Genomic DNA, 18,662 nt, shown 5'->3' with positions numbered 1-18,662 from the left:
AGAATTTATATCTGCACTAAAAATGCTAACTCTAAAAAATCTAACAAAAATTTTTAATTCATTTACTGCTGTTGATAATATCAACTTATCAATTCATAAAGGAGAGCTTTTTGGTTTTCTTGGACCAAATGGTGCAGGTAAAACTACAACTATTAAGATGATTGTTGGATTGCTCTCCCCTACTTCAGGAAATATTTTTCTAAATGATATTGATGTTTGGGAAAATCCAATTCAATCAAAAATGAAAATTGGCTATATACCAGACCAGCCATTTTTATATGACAAACTCACTGGAAGAGAATTTTTATACTTCAGCGGTGGATTATACAAATTAAGGAAAGAAGCTATCAAAGAAAAAATTAATGAATTGACAGAAACACTCAAAATTGGAAGCTGGATTGATAAAAGAACAGAAGAATATTCTCAAGGTATGAAACAAAGAATTGTAATAGCTTCTGCTTTTCTTCATAATCCTGAATTAATTGTTATTGACGAACCCATGATTGGTTTAGACCCTCAAACTGCATATTTAGTAAAAAGTTTTTTTGTCGAACAGGTTAAAAATGGCAAAACTATTTTTATGTCTACACACAGTTTAAATATCGTTGAAGAAATATGCAGCTCAGTTGGTATTATTAACAAAGGTAAAATTATATTTCATGATTCTATAAAATCTCTTGAAAATATGATTGAGAAAAAGAATAATAATTTTGAAGAACTATTTATTGAACTTACAAATGAATCATGAATCAATTAATACAAATATTGAAATATAAGTTGATAACCTTCATTCGCTTAGATAGAAAACTTAATTTGAGCGAATTTATTAAAAATTTGGGCAGTAGTTTAATTTACATTGGTTTTAGTATTGGCACATTTTATTTCACTAAGTATCTAATCTGGTTTTTATTGATAAAAATAAAAATCGGTCTTTTTCTGCTTCATGAATTTATGTCAATGATTTTATTCATTTTCTTCTTATCGGTTAACATTGGAAATATAATTGTTTCTTATTCTACTCTTTATAAGTCTAACGAGCTGAGCTTTCTGATAATTCGTCCTATAGAACCCTTGAAAATATTCCTTATAAAATTTCTTGATAATTTTTTCTATAGTTCTTCTACTCTAATGCTTATTATTATTTCTGTTTTGCTTGGTTACTCATTTTATTTCAATCTAAGTCTTACATCAACTTTGCTTTTTTTGATATTTAATTTTTTGCCTTACATTTTTTCTGCAGGATGTCTGGGTGTGATAATTTTACTTTTAGTTTTAAAGTTAGCGTCAAAAATAAGCTTAAGAAAATTAATAGTATCAATTTCTTCTGCTTACTTAATCATTGTTTATATTTTCTTCAAAACTCAGTCCCCAATTAATCTTGTAAATTCTATTATGCACTATTATCCTTTCGAAAACAGAGATATGTTTTTGAGTGAAGTTATTCCCCCAGTTTTAAAATACTTACCAAATCACTGGCTATCAGAATCTGCTTACTGGCTTATTAGAAATAATTTTAATGAAGCACTTATTCTAATTTGTTATCAGATTTTTCTCTCTATCTTTCTATTTGCAATCACATTAATTCTCGGGAAATATTTATACTTTGATACTTTATTCAGCACAATTAAATACAAAAAAGAAAATTCTATTTTCAAAAAAATTCAGAGTCTTATATTAAACTTTTCCAAAACTACATTTAAGAATCCTCAAACAGAATCAATTATCAAAAAAGATATATTGCAATTCATCCGCGAACCTAGCCAAGTTATTCATTTTGCTTTGCTATTATTTCTTGTAATTACATTTGCAACAAGTATCAAAAAAATAAAGTATGCAGACTTTGGAAATTATATACTTCAAACATCAATTTATTTATCGATAATGCTATTTAATTTCTTACTTGTTTCAACGTTATCATTGAGATTTATTTTTCCAATTATTAGTCTGGAAGGACAGGCATTCTGGAAAATAAAATCTGCACCAATCAATAGTAATTTATTAGCAGCTAAAAAAGTCCTACCATTATTTTTGATAATATTAACAATTTCACTGTTATTAAACCTCATTAGCAATTATAATTTTGGATTCGTAATAACTCTGTTTACTTCGATTATAACAGCTTTCTCATCAACTGCAATTTTTATGATTAACTTTGGGATGGGTGGAATATTTGTCAATTTTAAAGAAAAAAATCCAATTAGAATTGCTTCGTCAAGAGGAGCTTCTATTTCATTTCTCTTTAATATATTCTTTATATTAATAGTTATAGCATTATTAACAAATCCATTTAATAAATTCTTTTTATCAAGAATTATAAACAAAAGTTTTAATTACTTTTTATTAATATTCCCTTCGGTTATAATTATAGTTATATCAATCTTTTTGTCTATCTTATTCTTAAAAGCTGGATTAAAATCACTGACCAAAGATTTTAATTAATATGAGTATTACTTTTCAGATACAAACTTCTGGCAACTAAACCAGCTAAAGATATCGCAATTCGTCTTGGGATAAATCTTACCAATACACTTACAATTTTATTCTGAATTCCATCAACAACGGAAGGTTTTTTACCAAGTGCCTGCAAAGCTGTTTTAACAACATCCGAAGCTTCTCTGGGAACAGGTCCAACTCCTATTTTTGCTATTCTTTGAAATTCAGTATTTGTCCCACCAGGATTGAGTGCGAGTACATCAATGTTATATTTATTTAATTCCCACCACAATGCTTCGCCGAGAAAAAGATTAAATGCTTTTGTAGCGGAATAAGTAGCCATCATTGGAGTTGGTTGAAATGCAACGGCACTGCCAAGAAAAATTATTGCTCCCCTTCGTCGTTGAATCATATAAGGCAAAAAATAATGTGTTAATATCGTAGGTGCAATGCAATTTACTTTTATCATTTCAATTTCTTTTGCAGTATCACAAGTAACAAATTCACCTGTTGAGCCAAAACCTGCATTGTTTATCAAAATTCCAATTTCTTTATCATTTGTAAGATTTTTTATTTCATCAAGAAAATTTTCTTTGGAAAGGTCAACAGAAATTATGACAGATTCAGTATTGTATTTTTCTTTCAATTTACTTGATAAAGCTAAAAGCCTTTCTTTTCTTCTTGCAATCAGAATTAATTTCATTCCAAGTGCTGCTAATTGTATTGCAAATTCTTCTCCTATTCCCGAAGAGGCTCCGGTAATTAAAGCCCATTCACCATATTTTTCAACAAGATTTATCATTTTTTATCTCCGATTAATATTAGAAAAAACGCTAAATAATTTTTTGAATAAATATTTTCTGAATTAATTTTAAAAATAAAAAAGGAGATTATATGAAGGTAGTTAATATTAAAGATGTTGAAAAGAAAAAAGTAACAATGGAAGGATCACTTAATGCATTCAAACAGATTCCAATTTCCAAAGCTGATGGAACTCCAAACTTCTCTATGAGAATATTTACAATCGAACCTAATGGATATACTCCATATCACAAACACAGTTATGAACAATTAAATTATATTCTTGAAGGTGAAGGAGTATTAATTAATGAACATGGTGAAGAAATATTTTTAAGAACAGGTGATTGTGTTTTGGTTATGCCAGATGAAATGCATCAATATAAAAACAAATCTGAAGATAAAAATTTTGTTTTTATTTGCTGCGTTCCAAAAGAATATGAATAATTAAATCATCTCGTTGAGTAATTCTGGTCTTGGTTTTGGAATTACTACTTTATTTACAAGCAATCCTCTGTCAGAAATAACTTTTGCACCGGCATCAACTGCACTTCGAACTGCGGCAACATCTCCTGTCAAAGTACAAAATGCTTTTCCACCCAATGCCATTGCAAGGCGTATTTCAATAATTTTAACATTTGCTGTTTTAATAGCAGCATCGGCTCCTTCTATCAATGATGCAACAGAAAATGATTCGAGAATCCCAAGTGCTTCTAACATATCAATTTGTGAATGTCCAGACAAAGCTGGAAAAATATCTTTATGAACATTTGGAATAACAAAAGAATCAATTACAGCAAAATCAATTTGATTAATTGCGCTATCAACTGCTGATTGAACTTCAGCTACTTCACCGCCAATCATTACCATATATTTTCCTGAACAGATTGTTCGTGATAAAATTAATTCCACATGAGAAGTTTTTAACATTATATCAGCAGCCTGCATTCCAGCTGCAATACTTGTTAGTTCTACTAAACCAATTGAATTCATTTCCATAATATTCCGACCATTTTTTTAATTAGATGAAATTATTACAAATTCTTGATTGACACTTTGAATTTTTCCAGAAATTGATGCATGAATTTTTGCCCCAAGTTTATTTTCATCAACATTTCCAATTAAATCCCCTTTATTCACAAAATCTCCTTCTTTCACTACTGGTATTGCAGGAGCTCCAGCATGTTGTTTTAATAAGATTTTTACTTGCTTAGGTTTTGGTTTTTCTTTCGTAAAAGGAGTATGATTATAATAATTCAACAAATCGAGTTTTTTCATAAGCATATTAATTGGAACTCTTCTTCCTTCCTTCATAGGATGAACTGAGACAGGTTTTATTTGTTTATATTTAATGCCTGCTTTCCTCATATAGTCTTTTCCCTGATTGCAAGCTTCTCTTGGATATAAATCCTCAGGGCATGCATAAAGTGAACATAAACCGCATGAACAGCACAAATCAGCAAATTGATTCCATACTTCTTTGCCTGTTGTAGTAAATGCAAGTGAACGCATAACTTTATGAGGCTGAACATCATAACCTAATAAATAACGAGGACAAAACTCTGTGCAGTAGCTGCATTGGTCACATGCAGATTTCCCAATTCTATTCATATCATCCATTGGTCTTGACATTCTTTTTATTAAATAGTGCTCTTTGGGTAATACAATGAGACCAGCAGTAGTTTTAGTAACAACATCATCAAGATTGAAAGTAAGACTACCCATTAGTATTCCACTTACAAAAATTCCAAAGTCACTTATAGTTGTTCCTCCTGCAAATTCAATAAGTTCTTTCAATGAAGTTCCAATTGGTACGAAAAAAGTAGAAGGATTTTTCACTGCACCAGTTACACAAACAATTTTTTCTGTAACCGGAATATCATTAATAGCATTGTTGATATTATAAAATGTTTCAACATTATTAACTACACATCCTACATCTAAAGGTAATCCGTGGGGCGGTATTAATCTTTTAGTTGCAGCATATACAAGTTCATATTCATCGCCTGCAGGATAAAAATCACCGAGCAAACATAATTCAATCTTTTTATTAGATAAATTTCTTTTTATTGCTTCTACAGCATGAGTATTTTTTTCTTTAATTCCAAAAAAAGATTTTACCGCAGAAATTTGATTCATCATTATTTCTACGCCGTTTAAAATCTCAGGTGCAAAGTTAAGCATCAATTCATAATCTTTGTGAATCAGAGGTTCACATTCAGCTCCATTGACCAGTAAATATTCAACTTTAGATTTTGCCTTTATATGTGTTGGAAATCCTGCTCCGCCGGCTCCTACTACACCTGCATTAAATATTTTTTCTACAATATTCATTAATCATTCCTCTTTATGACTACAAGTGTTTTATCATCCTGATATTTACTGTCAGATGTTGTAAATTTATTTATATCATCTAAAATAGAATAAACAATTTCTTTTGGTGTAAAATTAGCAGTTTTCTTAATAATTTTTTCCAATCTTTTTTCGTCATAAAATTCATATTTATCATTTGCTGCTTCGACAACACCATCAGAATAAATAACAAGTATATCTCCCTTGTGAAAATTGATGCTGTCTGTTTCATATTTTGAATTTGGTGCGGGTCCCAATAATGGTCCTGTTGGATATAGATATGTAAACGAATTATTTTTTTTGCTGTAAAAGATGGGGGGATTCTGTCCTGCATTTGCATAAAGGAATAAGCCTTTCTTATCAGTTGAAATTTCTCCATAAAAAAGAGAAACAAATTTATCGTCGCTGAAAATTTTATTAACAAGCTGATTTAATCGATACATCATGGGAGAAATTTTAATTTGAAAATTGCTTGCCATTCTAATTGCACCAGAAATGTACATTGCCTCTGCAGCTGCTGCAAGTCCTTTCGATGCAGCATCGCCAACAACAATACCAAGCCGTTCTTCATCATCACCAATTTTTAAATAATCATAAAAATCACCCGCAACATTTTCAGCTGGAATTGTTACGCCAAAAATATCATAGAAATGAAATTTGTATTCGTGTTCAGGCAAAATGCTGCGTTGAAGTTCTTTTGCTTTATCAATATTTTCAATTAAATTCTTTCTTGATAATGTTAAATATCTTTCTCTCAATTTGGAAGTTAGAACTGTGGCAATTACATTTAGAGTGTAACGAAGGTCATCGCCAATCTTATCACTGTTTATTGCAATTAAATATTCATAATATTTCTTCCCGTTGATATTAATTTTCTTACCGACTCCAGACGCAGAATATTTAAAAATTCCTTTTGAGATTAATGTAGCATCTGTTTCATCTGCAAGGATTGTTCTCAGTGATGAAATTTTATCAAATATTACATAGTCCTTAATAAAAAGTTTATAATCTTTAGGAATCTTTTGCACTTTACCTGTTTGAAACAATAATCTATATGCTTGTATCGATGGTTCAAGTTTCCAGACTCTTCCACCCAACACATTAAATTGTTCTTTACTAACAATTTGGTCAATTACATATTTTAACAATTCTTCGTCATCACTGAAGTTACCGGAAGCAATGGTATCAATTGTTTTGAATAATTTTTTCTGGTCCATAATTACTCGGAATAAAAATTAATCAAGTTTTGCAAAACTTTTTTGCACACTTCATTAAATTCATTTGATGAAAATGAATTCATAATGCTGTTTAATGATGGTCTAAAAACACCTTTTGATACATAACCACCGCCTTCAAATACTCCAATTTTATTTTTATACTTATCATCTGCAGGAGTTGGAATAGGAACATCAGTCTCAATTAAATTTTTCCACTTGGATTCAAAATTGACAAGTGTAGTTAAATTTGGCTCCCAAGGTTCTACATCGAGAGGATAAAATTCTTGATAGGTATTATCATCAGCATATTCATCACCTAAGCCTGCAAAGCCATGACCAAATTCATGAATAAAAATTTGTTTTGAGCGTTCGTTATCTGCAGCAGTTATGTTATAAAAATTATAAATTCCTCCGCCGCCATATTTTGAAGTATTAACCAAAATAAAAATCTGGTCATAGGGTGCATTTGCTGCAACATCTCTTACAGAATAATAATCTGTTGTCATCAAATATCTTTCGCTGTCAAAAGTATAAAATCTTGAATTCAATAATGTTGAAACCCAGATTTCTTTTCCTGGAATATCAGTTCCACTTTGAGGTGATGGTGCTTCAACTCCCCAGATATTAATTTTATCTTTATTTTCCGAAAAAGGTGAATACTGAAATAAATAATCAGCAAATCTTTTGCAGTCATTTTTAAATTTTTCCATTTCTTTTTCTGTGTAGCCCTCAGGAATAAAAACAATATCTAATTTTTTAGATGGCTCTCCTGAATAATAAACTTTGAAGTTTTTATATGGTTTTAATTTTTCTTTTATTATAAAATAATTCTCTGGATTAATTACGTATTCAAATTTTTTTTCAAAAACATTTTTTTTATTTCTTCTGAGAATTTCAACTTTAATACTTTTCTTAGGAAATGGCATAATCAGCGAACCTTCAAAAGAACGCCAAACATTTTTTGCTTCTTCAGTTGTTTGCCATTCCTGAAATAATGTAGAAAAACCCCTGGAGTAAACTAATTTATTCCCGAGTTCATCATAAACTCTTAACATGTAATTGCCATAATTAAAAGTATCAATTAAATTTTTTTTAGAACCTGCCCAGAATGGTTCTTTAACAAGTTTTTCAAAAGATATAATCTCGTTATCTTTATTGCCGGTATGATAAAAATCCAGTCTCAACGCTTCATTTGTAAAATAATCTTCAAAATTAATTTGAGAGAATATTATTGTAGAATATAAAAGAAATAGTAAGATTATTTTTTTCATAGCATTTCTTTAGAGGTTAATTTTTCTTGAACCTGGTTTAATAAGAGGGATTTTATTTTCTTTACAAAGAGGACATTCATCAGGCAGATATGAAACAACATCTAATTGCAATGTGCTGAATTGAGGTACTCCAAAATTTACTTTACTATTACTTCTATCTACAATGTAACCAACTCCTGCAACTATTCCTCCATTATTTCTGACTATATCCATAACTTCGAAAACTGAACCACCTGTTGTTACTACATCTTCACAAATTAAATATCTCTTTCCTTCCTCGATGTTAAATCCTCGTCTTAGAGTTAATGCTTTGTCTTCTCTTTCTGCAAAGATAGATTTTTTGTTAAGCTGTCTTGCAACTTCCTGTCCAACTACAATTCCACCAATTGCAGGTGAAATAACAACATCGATATCATAATCTTTGAAGTGATTTGCTATCAATGAACAAATTAATTCATTGTATTCTGGATATTGAAGAACAAGAGCACATTGAAAATATTGATTGCTGTGTCTACCTGATGTTAATAAAAAATGCCCATTTAAAAGGGCATTTGTTTTTAGGAAAATATCGAGAATTTGATTGTTTGTCATTTTACAATTTGTTCTATTTTATGAGCAAGATTAATATCGTTTTCAGTTATTCCATTTGCACTGTGTGTTGACAATATCACTTTAACATTATTCCAACCATAAAGAAACAAATCTGGATGATGGTCTAATTTTTCAGCTTCTATTCCAATCTTTACAATAAATGCAATTGCTTCTGAAAAATTTTTAAGCTTATATTCTTTGATTAATTTATTATTCTCAATTTTCCAATCAGCAACATCATTTAATTTTTCTTTGATTTCTTCAGTCGTTAATAATTTCATACGGTTTTCTTTTCTTCGCTGTCTTGTTCTTCTGGTTCAGCAGCTTTTTCAGAAACAAAGTAAAGTTCATCTGAATTCTTTTTATGCTTAACTATAATCTTATCACCTTCTTTAAAATGACCAAGCAATAATTCTTCAGCAAGCGGGTCTTCAACATATTTTTGAATTGCACGTTTCAAAGGTCTTGCACCAAATTTTGGATCAAATCCTTTTTCTGTTAAGAACTCAACAGCTGATTTATGTAATTCAATACTCATTTTGTTTTCACTAAGATTCTTAATCAAATCTTTCATTTCAATATTGATAATCTTCTTAATATCTTCTTTATCAAGATTTCTGAAGACAATAGCTTCATCAATTCTATTTAAGAATTCAGGATTGAACAAACGACGCATTGCATCTTCAACAGTATTTTTCAAACTTGTGTATTGGTCAGCTTCTGAAGCAGTTCCAAAGCCGAAACCACCTGTTGTTTTTATATCTTTTGTTCCAACATTTGAAGTCATAATTATAATTGTATTTTTGAAATCAACTCTTCTTCCTAAACTGTCTGTCAAAATTCCATCATCAAGTACTTGAAGTAAGATATTGAAGACATCTGGATGAGCTTTTTCAATTTCATCAAACAAAACAACAGAATATGGTTTACGACGAACTCTTTCAGTTAATTGGCCACCTTCATCATATCCAACATATCCTGGAGGAGCACCAACAAGACGAGAAACAGCAAATTTTTCCATGTATTCACTCATATCAATTCTAATCAAAGCATCTTCGCTGTCAAACAAATATCTAGCTAATTCTTTTGCAAGTTCTGTTTTTCCTACTCCAGTTGGTCCTAAGAAAATAAATGTTCCAATTGGTTTATTTGCTCTCTTCAATCCAGCACGAGCACGACGAATAGCTTTGCACAATTTGCTAACTGCTTCATCCTGTCCAACTATTCTTTGCTTAAGAGCTTCTTCCATGTTCATTAATTTTTCAGATTCAGCTTGAACAACTCGAGTGACAGGAATACCAGTCATCATTGAAACAACAGTTGCAATATCATCTTCTGTAACATCATAAACCATATCTTGAGTTTTAGCTTCCCATTCTCTTTTAGCAATTTCAAGGTCAGATTGTAATTGTCTTTCTTTATCTCTTAATCTTGCGGCTTCTTCATAATCCTGTTGTTTTACAACCTGCAGCTTGAGCTGTTTAATTTTTTCAATTTCTTCCTCAAGTTTCAAAATTTCCTCTGAAACAGTAAAGTTGCCCATGTGAACACGAGCACCTGCTTCATCAATAACATCAATTGCTTTATCAGGCAAATATCTATCGGTTATATATCTTTCACTCAAACGAACAGCAGCTTCAATAGCTTCTTTTGAATAACGAACATGATGATGTTCTTCATACTTGAATTTAATGTTCTCAAGAATTTTGATTGTTTCTTCTGGACTTGGAGGATCAATCATAACTTTTTGGAATCGTCTGTCAAGCGCACCATCTGTTTCGATGTATTTACGATATTCATCAAGTGTAGTTGCTCCAATGCATTGTATATCACCACGGGCAAGTGCAGGCTTGAACATATTGGAAGCATCAAGCGAGCCGGAGGCACCACCAGCTCCAACAATTGTATGCAATTCATCTATGAATAAAATTACATCATCAGCTTTTTCAAGTTCATTCATTAAAGCTTTCATTCTCTCTTCAAATTGTCCACGATACTTTGTTCCTGCAACCAAACCAGCCAAATCCAAAGTTACAACTCTTTTATCCTGCAAAATTCTTGGTACTTTTCTTTGAACAATTTTTAAGGCAAGACCTTCTGCAATTGCAGTTTTTCCAACTCCAGGTTCTCCAATCAAAACTGGATTATTCTTTTTTCTTCTGCTTAGAACCTGGGCTACTCTTTCAATTTCTTTTTCACGGCCTATTACAGGGTCTAACTTACCTTCAAGTGCTAATTTGGTTAAATCTCTTCCAAAATTATCAAGCACAGGTGTTTTAGTTTTTTCCACTTTCTTAGCCGTAAATGGTTGTGGTGCAGAACTAAATTTATTTGATTCACGACTTGCCAAAATATTATTCAATTCAGCTCTTGCATTATCATAAGTTACATTAAATTGATGCAGGATTTGAGTAGCAATGTTATCCTCATCTCTTAAAAGTGAAAGTAAAATATGCTCAGTTCCGATAACATCAGATTTATAAATTTTTGATTCTATTTGAGTAATTTTAAGAACTTTTTCAGCCTGCTTTGTAAGCGGAATATTACCAATTGTTAATGTTCCACCAGAAGTTCTTACAGTATCCTCAATTGCTTTTTTTAGTTTAACAAGGTCAACATCAAGATTTCTGAGAATTTTTACAGCAACACCTTGCCCTTCTCGGATTATACCCAAGAGAAGATGTTCAGTGCCAATATAATCGTGACCAAGCCTTAGAGCTTCTTCTCTGCTCAATCTAATAACTTCTTGTACTCTTTCTGAAAAATTGCCTTCCATAATTTTTTCCCTTTGCTAAAATTCTATTGCTTTAACAGAAAATCTACCTAATTAGTTTCTTAAATATAAAGATAGTAAAACCACTTAGCAAGGAAGTAAAATTCACTGATTCTGTAATAAATTTCATGCCAGCATAAATTATTGAAAGACTTTGTCATAAATTTGTTCTTATAAATTTTAGAGTTCATAATTAATATCGAACATAATCAGAAATTCTTTAATCGTAAATCATAATTTGGTAATTGTCATAATTAATTGATATTTTGGTAATTAATTTAATATGGAGTCCAAAATGGAAGCAATCACTGGTGTTTCAATTTTAATAATATTTGCTGCAATTATTTTTTTAATTCTGTTTTTTTACTTTGTGCCAATCGGATTATTTATTACTGCCTATTTCTCTGGAGTAAAAGTCAGAATCTTTAGAGATTTAATTGGAATGAGGTTGCGCAAAGTTTCGCCGCAGGTAATAATTCGAAATTTAATTTCGGCAACAAAAGCAGGAATTGATTTAAATATTTCACTCCTTGAAGCACATTACCTTGCAGGTGGAAATGTAACTAATGTAGTTAATGCTCTAATTTCTGCTAACAAAGCAAATTTAGATTTAGGATTTGAAAAAGCAGCAGCAATTGACCTTGCAGGTAGAGATGTACTCGAAGCCGTTAAAATGTCTGTAAATCCAAAAGTTATTGAAACTCCAATGGTTGCAGCTGTTGCTAAAGATGGAATTCAATTGAAAGCAATTGCAAGAATAACTGTAAGAACAAATTTAGAGCGACTTGTAGGCGGAGCTGGTGAAGCAACAATACTTGCAAGAGTTGGAGAAGGAATTGTATCGACAATAGGTTCAAGTAATTCACATAAAGAAGTTTTGGAAAATCCGGATAGCATTTCTAAAGTTGTGCTTTCAAAAGGTCTGGATGCAGGAACAGCATTTGAAATCCTTTCAATTGATATTGCAGATGTTGATGTTGGAACAAACATTGGAGCAATACTTCAAGCTGATCAGGCAGAAGCAGATTTAAAAGTTGCTCGCGCTAAAGCAGAAGAAAGACGTGCCGCCGCAGTAGCTTTAGAACAAGAGATGAATGCTGAAGTAGCTCGTATGCGTGCTAAAGTTGTTGAAGCTGAAGCTGAAATACCAAAAGCTATTGCCGAAGCTTTTAGAAATGGGAATCTTGGAGTTATGGATTATTATCATCTAAAAAATATTCAAGCAGATACTGAAATGAGAAATGCAATTGCAAAACCAGAAGAAAAGAAAAAAGAAAATCAATAATGGATAATTTGATTGAAATAATAATTACTTTTTTTGTTATTTACTTAATTCTTAATATGATTGCTGGAGTAAAGAAAGAAAAAAGTAAATCAAAATTTCCTGAAGAAGAAGAACACTTAAACTCATCTTCTGAATCTTATCGCTATCGAAAACAAAAAAGTGATGGCGAAATTACAATTGAAGATCTCTTTGGAATAAAAATTCCTGAAACAGAATATGAAAGTTCCGAAACAAAAAGTAAAGAAAATATTTCACTTGAAAATTTAAGCTGGAATCCAGAAAAAGAATTTGAAGAAAAAATCAAACAACGAGAAACACTTGAACATAGAAATATCGAAAAAGAAATTCCTGATATTGATTATGACAAAACTCCATCTTATGAAATTGCAGCAGTAAGGAGAGTTGATAAACAGGATGTTAAAGTTTATGAAGAACAAAAATCTTTTGAGAATCAATTAAAAAACATAAAAACAAAATTAAAGAATCCAGAGACTGTAAGAGAATTATTCATAATTACAGAAATTCTTAATAAACCAAAATCACTCCGCAAATAATGGCAAAAAAATTCATAATCAAAAAAGTAAATCAAATTCAATCTGAACCAAAAATTGATGAATCAAAATTTAAGATAAACTACAGAGAAGCACTCAACGCTTCCCAATATGAAGCAGTGTGTGCAGTTGAAGGAAATTATTTAGTAATTGCAGGCGCAGGAAGTGGAAAAACAAGAACCCTTGTTTATCGAGTTGCAAGATTAACAGAACTTGGTTATGACCCATCTTCAATTTTGCTTCTTACATTTACTCGAAAAGCAGCTAAAGAAATGATGGATAGAGCTGCAATACTGCTCGACAATCGATGTTCAAAAATTAACGGCGGCACCTTTCATTCTTTTGCTAATCTTACTCTGCGTAAATATGCAAAAGCTGTTGGTCTTGATAATGGATTTACTATACTTGACCAAGCAGACAGTGAAGATGTCATTAATCTTATTAGAGGGCAACTAAATTTATCACAGCATAAAAAAAGATTTCCGAACAAACAAACAATTTTCAAAGTCCTGAGCTTGAGTGCAAATACAACAAGACCAATTGAAGATATACTTCAAGAAGAATATCCACATTTTGCAGAGTATACAGATAAATTTCTGGAAATAAAAAAAATTTATGAATCTTATAAAAAGCAAAATCATCTTTTAGACTATGACGATTTACTGATTTACTTAAGAAATTTTTTATTCGACTTAAGTCCAGCTGCAAAATCTTTTCTCAACACAATAAAATTTGTAATGGTTGATGAATATCAGGATACAAACAAATTACAAGCAGAAATTATTCAAGGATTGGGACAGATTAATCAAAACATAATGGTTGTTGGTGATGACTCTCAATCAATTTATGCTTTTAGAGGTGCAAACTTCAAAAACATAATGGAATTTCCTAAGCTATTTAAGAATGTCAAAATAATTACACTCGAAGAAAATTACAGAAGCACTCAGGAAATATTAAATTTTGCAAACTACATAATTGAAAATGCAATTGAAAAATATCCCAAACATCTTTACAGCAGAAAAATTGGTGGAGAACTTCCTGGCATTGTAAGTGCAGCAAATGAAAATATGCAGTCAAGATTTATTGTTGAAAGAATTTTAGAACTTCGTGAAGAAGGTGTTCCTCTAAACGAAATAGCTGTTTTATTCAGGTCCTCATATCATTCATTTGATTTAGAAATTGAATTAAACAAAGCAAATATTCCTTATGTAAAATTTGGAGGTATGAAGTTTATTGAAGCTGCACATGTCAAAGATTTACTTTCTTTTTTAAGAATTGCAGCAAATCCACTCGACTTTGTAAGCTGGTATCGTGTGTTATTATTACATGAAGGAATTGGTCCAAAAAAAGCTCAACAAATAATGGATGAAATTGCAAAAAATAATTTATCAATTAAAAGAGAACCTGAAACAACTATCAGCAAAAAGTATAACGACAAAATTTTCAATTTATTTTCACTTCTGCATGAAATTCATACAAAAAATCAACTGCCTGCAGATAAAGCAGAACTGGCATTAAAATATTACGAGCCACTCTTTGTAGAAAGATATGATGACTGGAACAAACGCAAAAAAGACTTGGACATTTTTATAAACATTGCAGAAAATTATAGAAGTCTCGAAAGCTTTTTAGCCGACATGGCACTTGAACCTCCTCAAGATTCTGTAATTGATGTTGAAGCAACAGATAAAGAAAAAGAATTTGTAACGCTTTCAACAATTCATTCAGCTAAAGGATTAGAATGGCATACAGTTTTTATTATTCATGCAATTGATGGTTTCTTCCCTTCAAGCCAATCATTTGAAAAATTAGAAACTCTTGAAGAAGAAAGAAGATTGATGTATGTAGCAGCAACAAGAGCCAAACAAAATTTATACGTCTGTTATCCAATGAATATTTTTGACCGATACAATGGAACAACTTATGCAAAACCTTCACGTTTCATACAAGGAATTACAGAAGATAAAGCTGACTACTGGCTAATCGAAGAAGAATAATTTTTCAAAAATATTTTTTTGATAATCATCTTATGTTTCAATCAAGAATAAGACAATCATCTTTAATATATTTCGTGACAAAAAATTTTAGAGGTTGAAATTTGGAAAATATAAGAGTTCGATTTGCCCCAAGTCCAACTGGCTATTTACACGTAGGTGGACTCAGAACAGCACTTTATAATTATTTATTTGCAAGAAAAAATAATGGTAAATTCATTTTGAGAATAGAAGATACTGACAGAAGTAGATATGTTGAAGGAGCAGTTGAAAATTTAATTGAATCATTAAAATGGTGTGGACTTAATTATGATGAAGGTCCAGATATTGGAGGGGATTATGGACCTTACATGCAATCACAGCGGCTTGAAATTTATCAGAAATATGCACAGGAATTAATTTCAAAAGGTCATGCTTATTATTGTTTTTGCACACCTGAAAGACTCGAAGCATTGAGAAAAGAACAACAACTACTAAAACTTCCTCAAGCAAAATATGATAAGCATTGTCTTCATCTTTCAAAATCTGAAATTGAAGAGAAATTGAATTCTCAAATTCCATTTGTAATTCGACTTAATGTTGAACCAAATCAAAAAATAATTTTTGAAGATGTTATCAGAGGCACAGTTGAATTCGACAGCAACAATATTGACGACCAAATTTTAATCAAGAGTGATGGTTATCCTACTTATCACATGGCAAATGTTGTTGATGACCATCTAATGAAAATAACTCATGTTATTCGTGGAGAAGAATGGCTCTCCTCTACTCCAAAACATATTCTATTATATGATTATTTCAATTGGGAAAAACCAATATTTGCTCATTTGCCTCTCCTGCTAAATCCCGATAGGTCTAAATTGAGCAAAAGACAAGGTGATGTTGCAGTTGAAGACTATCGTGCAAAAGGATATTTGAAAGAAGCATTAATAAATTTTGTTGCATTGCTTGGATGGAATGCAGGTGATGATAAAGAATTTTATTACATGGATGAACTAATAGAAAAATTTTCACTTGAAAGAGTTAACAAATCAGGGGCAGTTTTTGATATCGATAAATTAAACTGGCTAAATGCAGAACATTTAAGAAAAAAACCCGATGAAGAAATTTTATCAATGTTGAAAGATTATATCAAAACAACAGAATATGCTGATAAAAATTTTTCTGATTCATTTTTATTAAATATCATCCATGCAATGAAGGAAAGAGTTTCTTTTGTTCATGAATTTGTAACTAATTGTAAATACTTTTATGAAGCCCCAACTGAATATGAGCAAAAAGCAATTGAAAAAAATTGGAAAGCCGATACACCAGAATTATTAAAGAAATTAATTGAAAGATTTTCTTTATTGAATAATCCTTCTAAAGAAGATTTTGAAAATGAATTAAATAAAATTGCAGAAGAACTAAACATCAGCAAAGGTAAATTAATTCATCCTTTAAGATTAGCTGTATCAGGACAAAGCACAGGACCTGGAATATTTGATATTTTGTTTATACTTGGTAAAGATGAAGTATTAAAAAGAATAAATGCTGCAATAGAAAGAATTCCTAAACTTTGAAAAAATTTCCTGCTCGTATATTCCGAGCAGGAAATCAATAAAATTAATTTGAATCCTTTTTCCAGCTTTCTTTTAATGTAACTGTTCTATTAAAAACCAACTTTTCACTTGTAGTATATTTTGTATCAACACAGAAATATCCATTTCTTTCAAATTGGTATTTGTCACCCGGCTTAGCATTTTTTAGCGATGGTTCAATCAAAGCATCTGGAATTATTGTTAAAGAATTTGGATTAATATAATCGAGCCAATTTTCAAATGCTGCTGGTTCTTCAACTGTGAATAATCTGTCGTATAATCTTACTTCAGCTTTTTCTGCATGTCGTGCAGAAACCCAGTGAATAGTTCCTTTTACTTTTTTATTGCTTTTACCGCTTCCACTTTTTGTATCGGGGTCATAAGTGCATCTCAATTCAACAACATCGCCCTTATCATTTTTAATTACTTCTTCGCATTTTATGATGTATGCATATCTTAATCTTACTTCTCCATTTGGAACTAAACGATGATAGCCCTTTGGAGGATTTTCCATAAAATCTGTTTTTTCAATATAAATTTCTTTTGAGAATGGAACTTTTCTTGTTCCAGCAGTCAAATCTTCTGGATTGTTAATTGCTTCAAGCTCTTCAACCAAATCATCCGGATAATTAGTAATAACAACTTTTAATGGATTAAGAACTGCCATTGCACGCTGAGCTCGCTTATTCAAATCTTCACGAATTGCATATTCAAGCAAAGCAATATCTGTTAAAGCATCTCGTTTAGCAACTCCAATTATTTCTGTAAAATTTCTTATAGCTTCTGGAGTATAACCTCTTCTTCTCAAACCAGAAATTGTTGGCATTCTTGGATCATCCCAGCCATCAACATAACCTTCTTGAACAAGTTGCAGAAGTTTTCTTTTGCTCATTACAGTATAACTTAAATTCAATCGGGCAAATTCAATTTGCTGCGGATGATAAATTCCAAGTTGGTCAAGAAACCAATCATACAAAGGTCTATGATTTTCAAATTCAAGTGTGCATATTGAATGAGTTATTCCTTCAATTGAATCTTCAAGTCCATGAGCCCAATCATAAGTTGGGTAGATACACCATTTGTTTCCCTGTCGGTGATGAGGTTGATGAATAATTCGATACATAACAGGATCGCGCATATTCAAGTTTGGAGAAGCCATATCAATTTTAGCTCGAAGAGTTTTGGCTCCATCAGGGAATTCACCCTTGCGCATTCTCTCAAACAAATCAAGATTTTCTTCTACACTACGATTGCGATATGGACTTTCAATTCCAGGTTCTGTTAAAGTTCCTCTTGTTTTTTTTATTTCTTCTGCACTCAAATCACAAACGTAGGCTTTCCCTTTTTTTATTAATTCCACTGCCCATTGATACATTTGTTCAAAATAATCTGAAGCAAAAAATAATCTATCTTCAAAATCTGCCCCAAGCCATTTTACATCTTCAATAATTGAATTAACATATTCTACTTCTTCTTTTTCAGGATTAGTATCATCAAATCGAAGATTAAATTTACCGCCGTAATGCTGAGCAATTCCGTAATTCAAACAAATTGCTTTTGCATGTCCAATATGAAGATAACCATTTGGTTCAGGAGGAAAACGAGTATGAACTCTTCCACCCCACCTATTAGTTCTTATATCTTCATCAATCATTTCATAAATAAAATTCTTTGGCTTTTTCTCCGAAGGATTTTCAAGTTTGTTATTCTTTTCTTCCATATTCCTCAATAAATGTTTTAAAATTTATTACAAAGTTACTGAAATATAAAAAGGAGCTCAACACATCAATGAAAATATATGTATTAAAACTTGTTCA

At 31.0% G+C, this 18,662-nt stretch carries 16 protein-coding genes; 7 read left to right on the top strand and 9 right to left on the bottom strand.

Features of this window, described 5'->3' with window-relative positions:
• Positions 1-22 precede the first annotated feature (22 nt).
• On the top strand, positions 23-748 hold the full coding sequence (locus tag AC27L2_RS08860; RefSeq protein WP_487211410.1) for an ABC transporter ATP-binding protein: 726 nt from the start codon (positions 23-25) through the stop codon (positions 746-748).
• Positions 749-813: 65 nt separating this feature from the next.
• Positions 814-2,439: a putative ABC transporter permease subunit gene (locus AC27L2_RS08855; protein ID WP_487211409.1), complete on the top strand. Its 1,626-nt coding sequence runs from the start codon at positions 814-816 to the stop codon at positions 2,437-2,439.
• Here AC27L2_RS08855 and AC27L2_RS08850 read toward each other — a convergent pair.
• Positions 2,432-3,235 carry an SDR family NAD(P)-dependent oxidoreductase gene (locus tag AC27L2_RS08850; RefSeq protein ID WP_487211408.1) on the bottom strand — a complete coding sequence of 268 codons (804 nt, stop codon included), beginning with the start codon at positions 3,233-3,235 and terminating at the stop codon, positions 2,432-2,434. The two genes, AC27L2_RS08855 and AC27L2_RS08850, sit on opposite strands and share 8 nt — an antisense overlap.
• Positions 3,236-3,327: 92 nt before the next feature.
• On the opposite strand from AC27L2_RS08850, the gene AC27L2_RS08845 reads away from it, so the two are divergent.
• Complete coding sequence (locus tag AC27L2_RS08845; RefSeq protein WP_487211407.1) at positions 3,328-3,678, top strand: cupin domain-containing protein; 351 nt, start codon at positions 3,328-3,330, stop codon at positions 3,676-3,678.
• Here the strand turns inward: AC27L2_RS08845 and AC27L2_RS08840 are convergent, their stop codons facing one another.
• The 7 genes from AC27L2_RS08840 to AC27L2_RS08810 are packed head-to-tail and all read right to left on the bottom strand — an operon-like array spanning position 3,679 to position 11,438.
• The gene (locus AC27L2_RS08840; RefSeq protein WP_487211406.1) at positions 3,679-4,230 is read right to left on the bottom strand and encodes a BMC domain-containing protein; all 552 of its coding nucleotides are present in this window, start codon (positions 4,228-4,230) and stop codon (positions 3,679-3,681) included.
• A gap of 18 nt (positions 4,231-4,248) precedes the next feature.
• Positions 4,249-5,565, bottom strand: coding sequence for a 4Fe-4S dicluster domain-containing protein (locus AC27L2_RS08835; protein WP_487211405.1), 1,317 nt, complete (start codon positions 5,563-5,565; stop codon positions 4,249-4,251).
• On the bottom strand, positions 5,565-6,800 hold the full coding sequence (locus AC27L2_RS08830; RefSeq protein WP_487211404.1) for a PP2C family protein-serine/threonine phosphatase: 1,236 nt from the start codon (positions 6,798-6,800) through the stop codon (positions 5,565-5,567). The genes AC27L2_RS08835 and AC27L2_RS08830 overlap by 1 nt, the downstream gene beginning before the upstream one ends.
• A gap of 2 nt (positions 6,801-6,802) precedes the next feature.
• Entirely contained in the window at positions 6,803-8,071 is a 1,269-nt protein-coding gene (locus AC27L2_RS08825; RefSeq protein WP_487211403.1) for a M64 family metallopeptidase, read from the bottom strand.
• A 9-nt stretch (positions 8,072-8,080) separates the two neighbouring features.
• Positions 8,081-8,662, bottom strand: coding sequence for an orotate phosphoribosyltransferase (pyrE, locus tag AC27L2_RS08820; RefSeq protein ID WP_487211402.1), 582 nt, complete (start codon positions 8,660-8,662; stop codon positions 8,081-8,083).
• Complete coding sequence (locus AC27L2_RS08815) at positions 8,659-8,943, bottom strand: 4a-hydroxytetrahydrobiopterin dehydratase (RefSeq protein WP_487211401.1); 285 nt, start codon at positions 8,941-8,943, stop codon at positions 8,659-8,661. Before AC27L2_RS08815 ends, pyrE begins: the two co-directional genes overlap by 4 nt.
• Entirely contained in the window at positions 8,940-11,438 is a 2,499-nt protein-coding gene (locus tag AC27L2_RS08810) for an ATP-dependent Clp protease ATP-binding subunit (protein WP_487211400.1), read from the bottom strand. Before AC27L2_RS08810 ends, AC27L2_RS08815 begins: the two co-directional genes overlap by 4 nt.
• Positions 11,439-11,730: 292 nt before the next feature.
• Here AC27L2_RS08810 and floA point away from each other — a divergent pair, with 292 nt between their 5' ends.
• The 4 genes from floA (at position 11,731) to gltX (ending at position 16,827) form a co-directional block, all read left to right on the top strand.
• On the top strand, positions 11,731-12,720 hold the full coding sequence (gene floA, locus AC27L2_RS08805) for a flotillin-like protein FloA (protein ID WP_487211399.1): 990 nt from the start codon (positions 11,731-11,733) through the stop codon (positions 12,718-12,720).
• Complete coding sequence (locus tag AC27L2_RS08800) at positions 12,720-13,274, top strand: hypothetical protein (RefSeq protein ID WP_487211398.1); 555 nt, start codon at positions 12,720-12,722, stop codon at positions 13,272-13,274. The genes floA and AC27L2_RS08800 overlap by 1 nt, the downstream gene beginning before the upstream one ends.
• Positions 13,274-15,268 (top strand): ATP-dependent helicase, encoded by a 1,995-nt coding sequence (locus tag AC27L2_RS08795; protein ID WP_487211397.1) that lies wholly within the window; start codon positions 13,274-13,276, stop codon positions 15,266-15,268. The genes AC27L2_RS08800 and AC27L2_RS08795 overlap by 1 nt, the downstream gene beginning before the upstream one ends.
• A gap of 101 nt (positions 15,269-15,369) precedes the next feature.
• On the top strand, positions 15,370-16,827 hold the full coding sequence (gene gltX / locus AC27L2_RS08790; RefSeq protein WP_487211396.1) for a glutamate--tRNA ligase: 1,458 nt from the start codon (positions 15,370-15,372) through the stop codon (positions 16,825-16,827).
• A gap of 43 nt (positions 16,828-16,870) precedes the next feature.
• Here gltX and AC27L2_RS08785 read toward each other — a convergent pair whose 3' ends face one another.
• Complete coding sequence (locus AC27L2_RS08785) at positions 16,871-18,565, bottom strand: glutamine--tRNA ligase/YqeY domain fusion protein (protein ID WP_487211395.1); 1,695 nt, start codon at positions 18,563-18,565, stop codon at positions 16,871-16,873.
• Between the last annotated feature and the right edge of the window lie 97 nt (positions 18,566-18,662).

This window comes from Rosettibacter sp. KY25 (genome assembly GCF_057554405.1).
The sequence above is the reverse complement of the archived record's forward strand: the minus strand, read 5'-3'. Positions and strand labels throughout refer to the sequence as shown.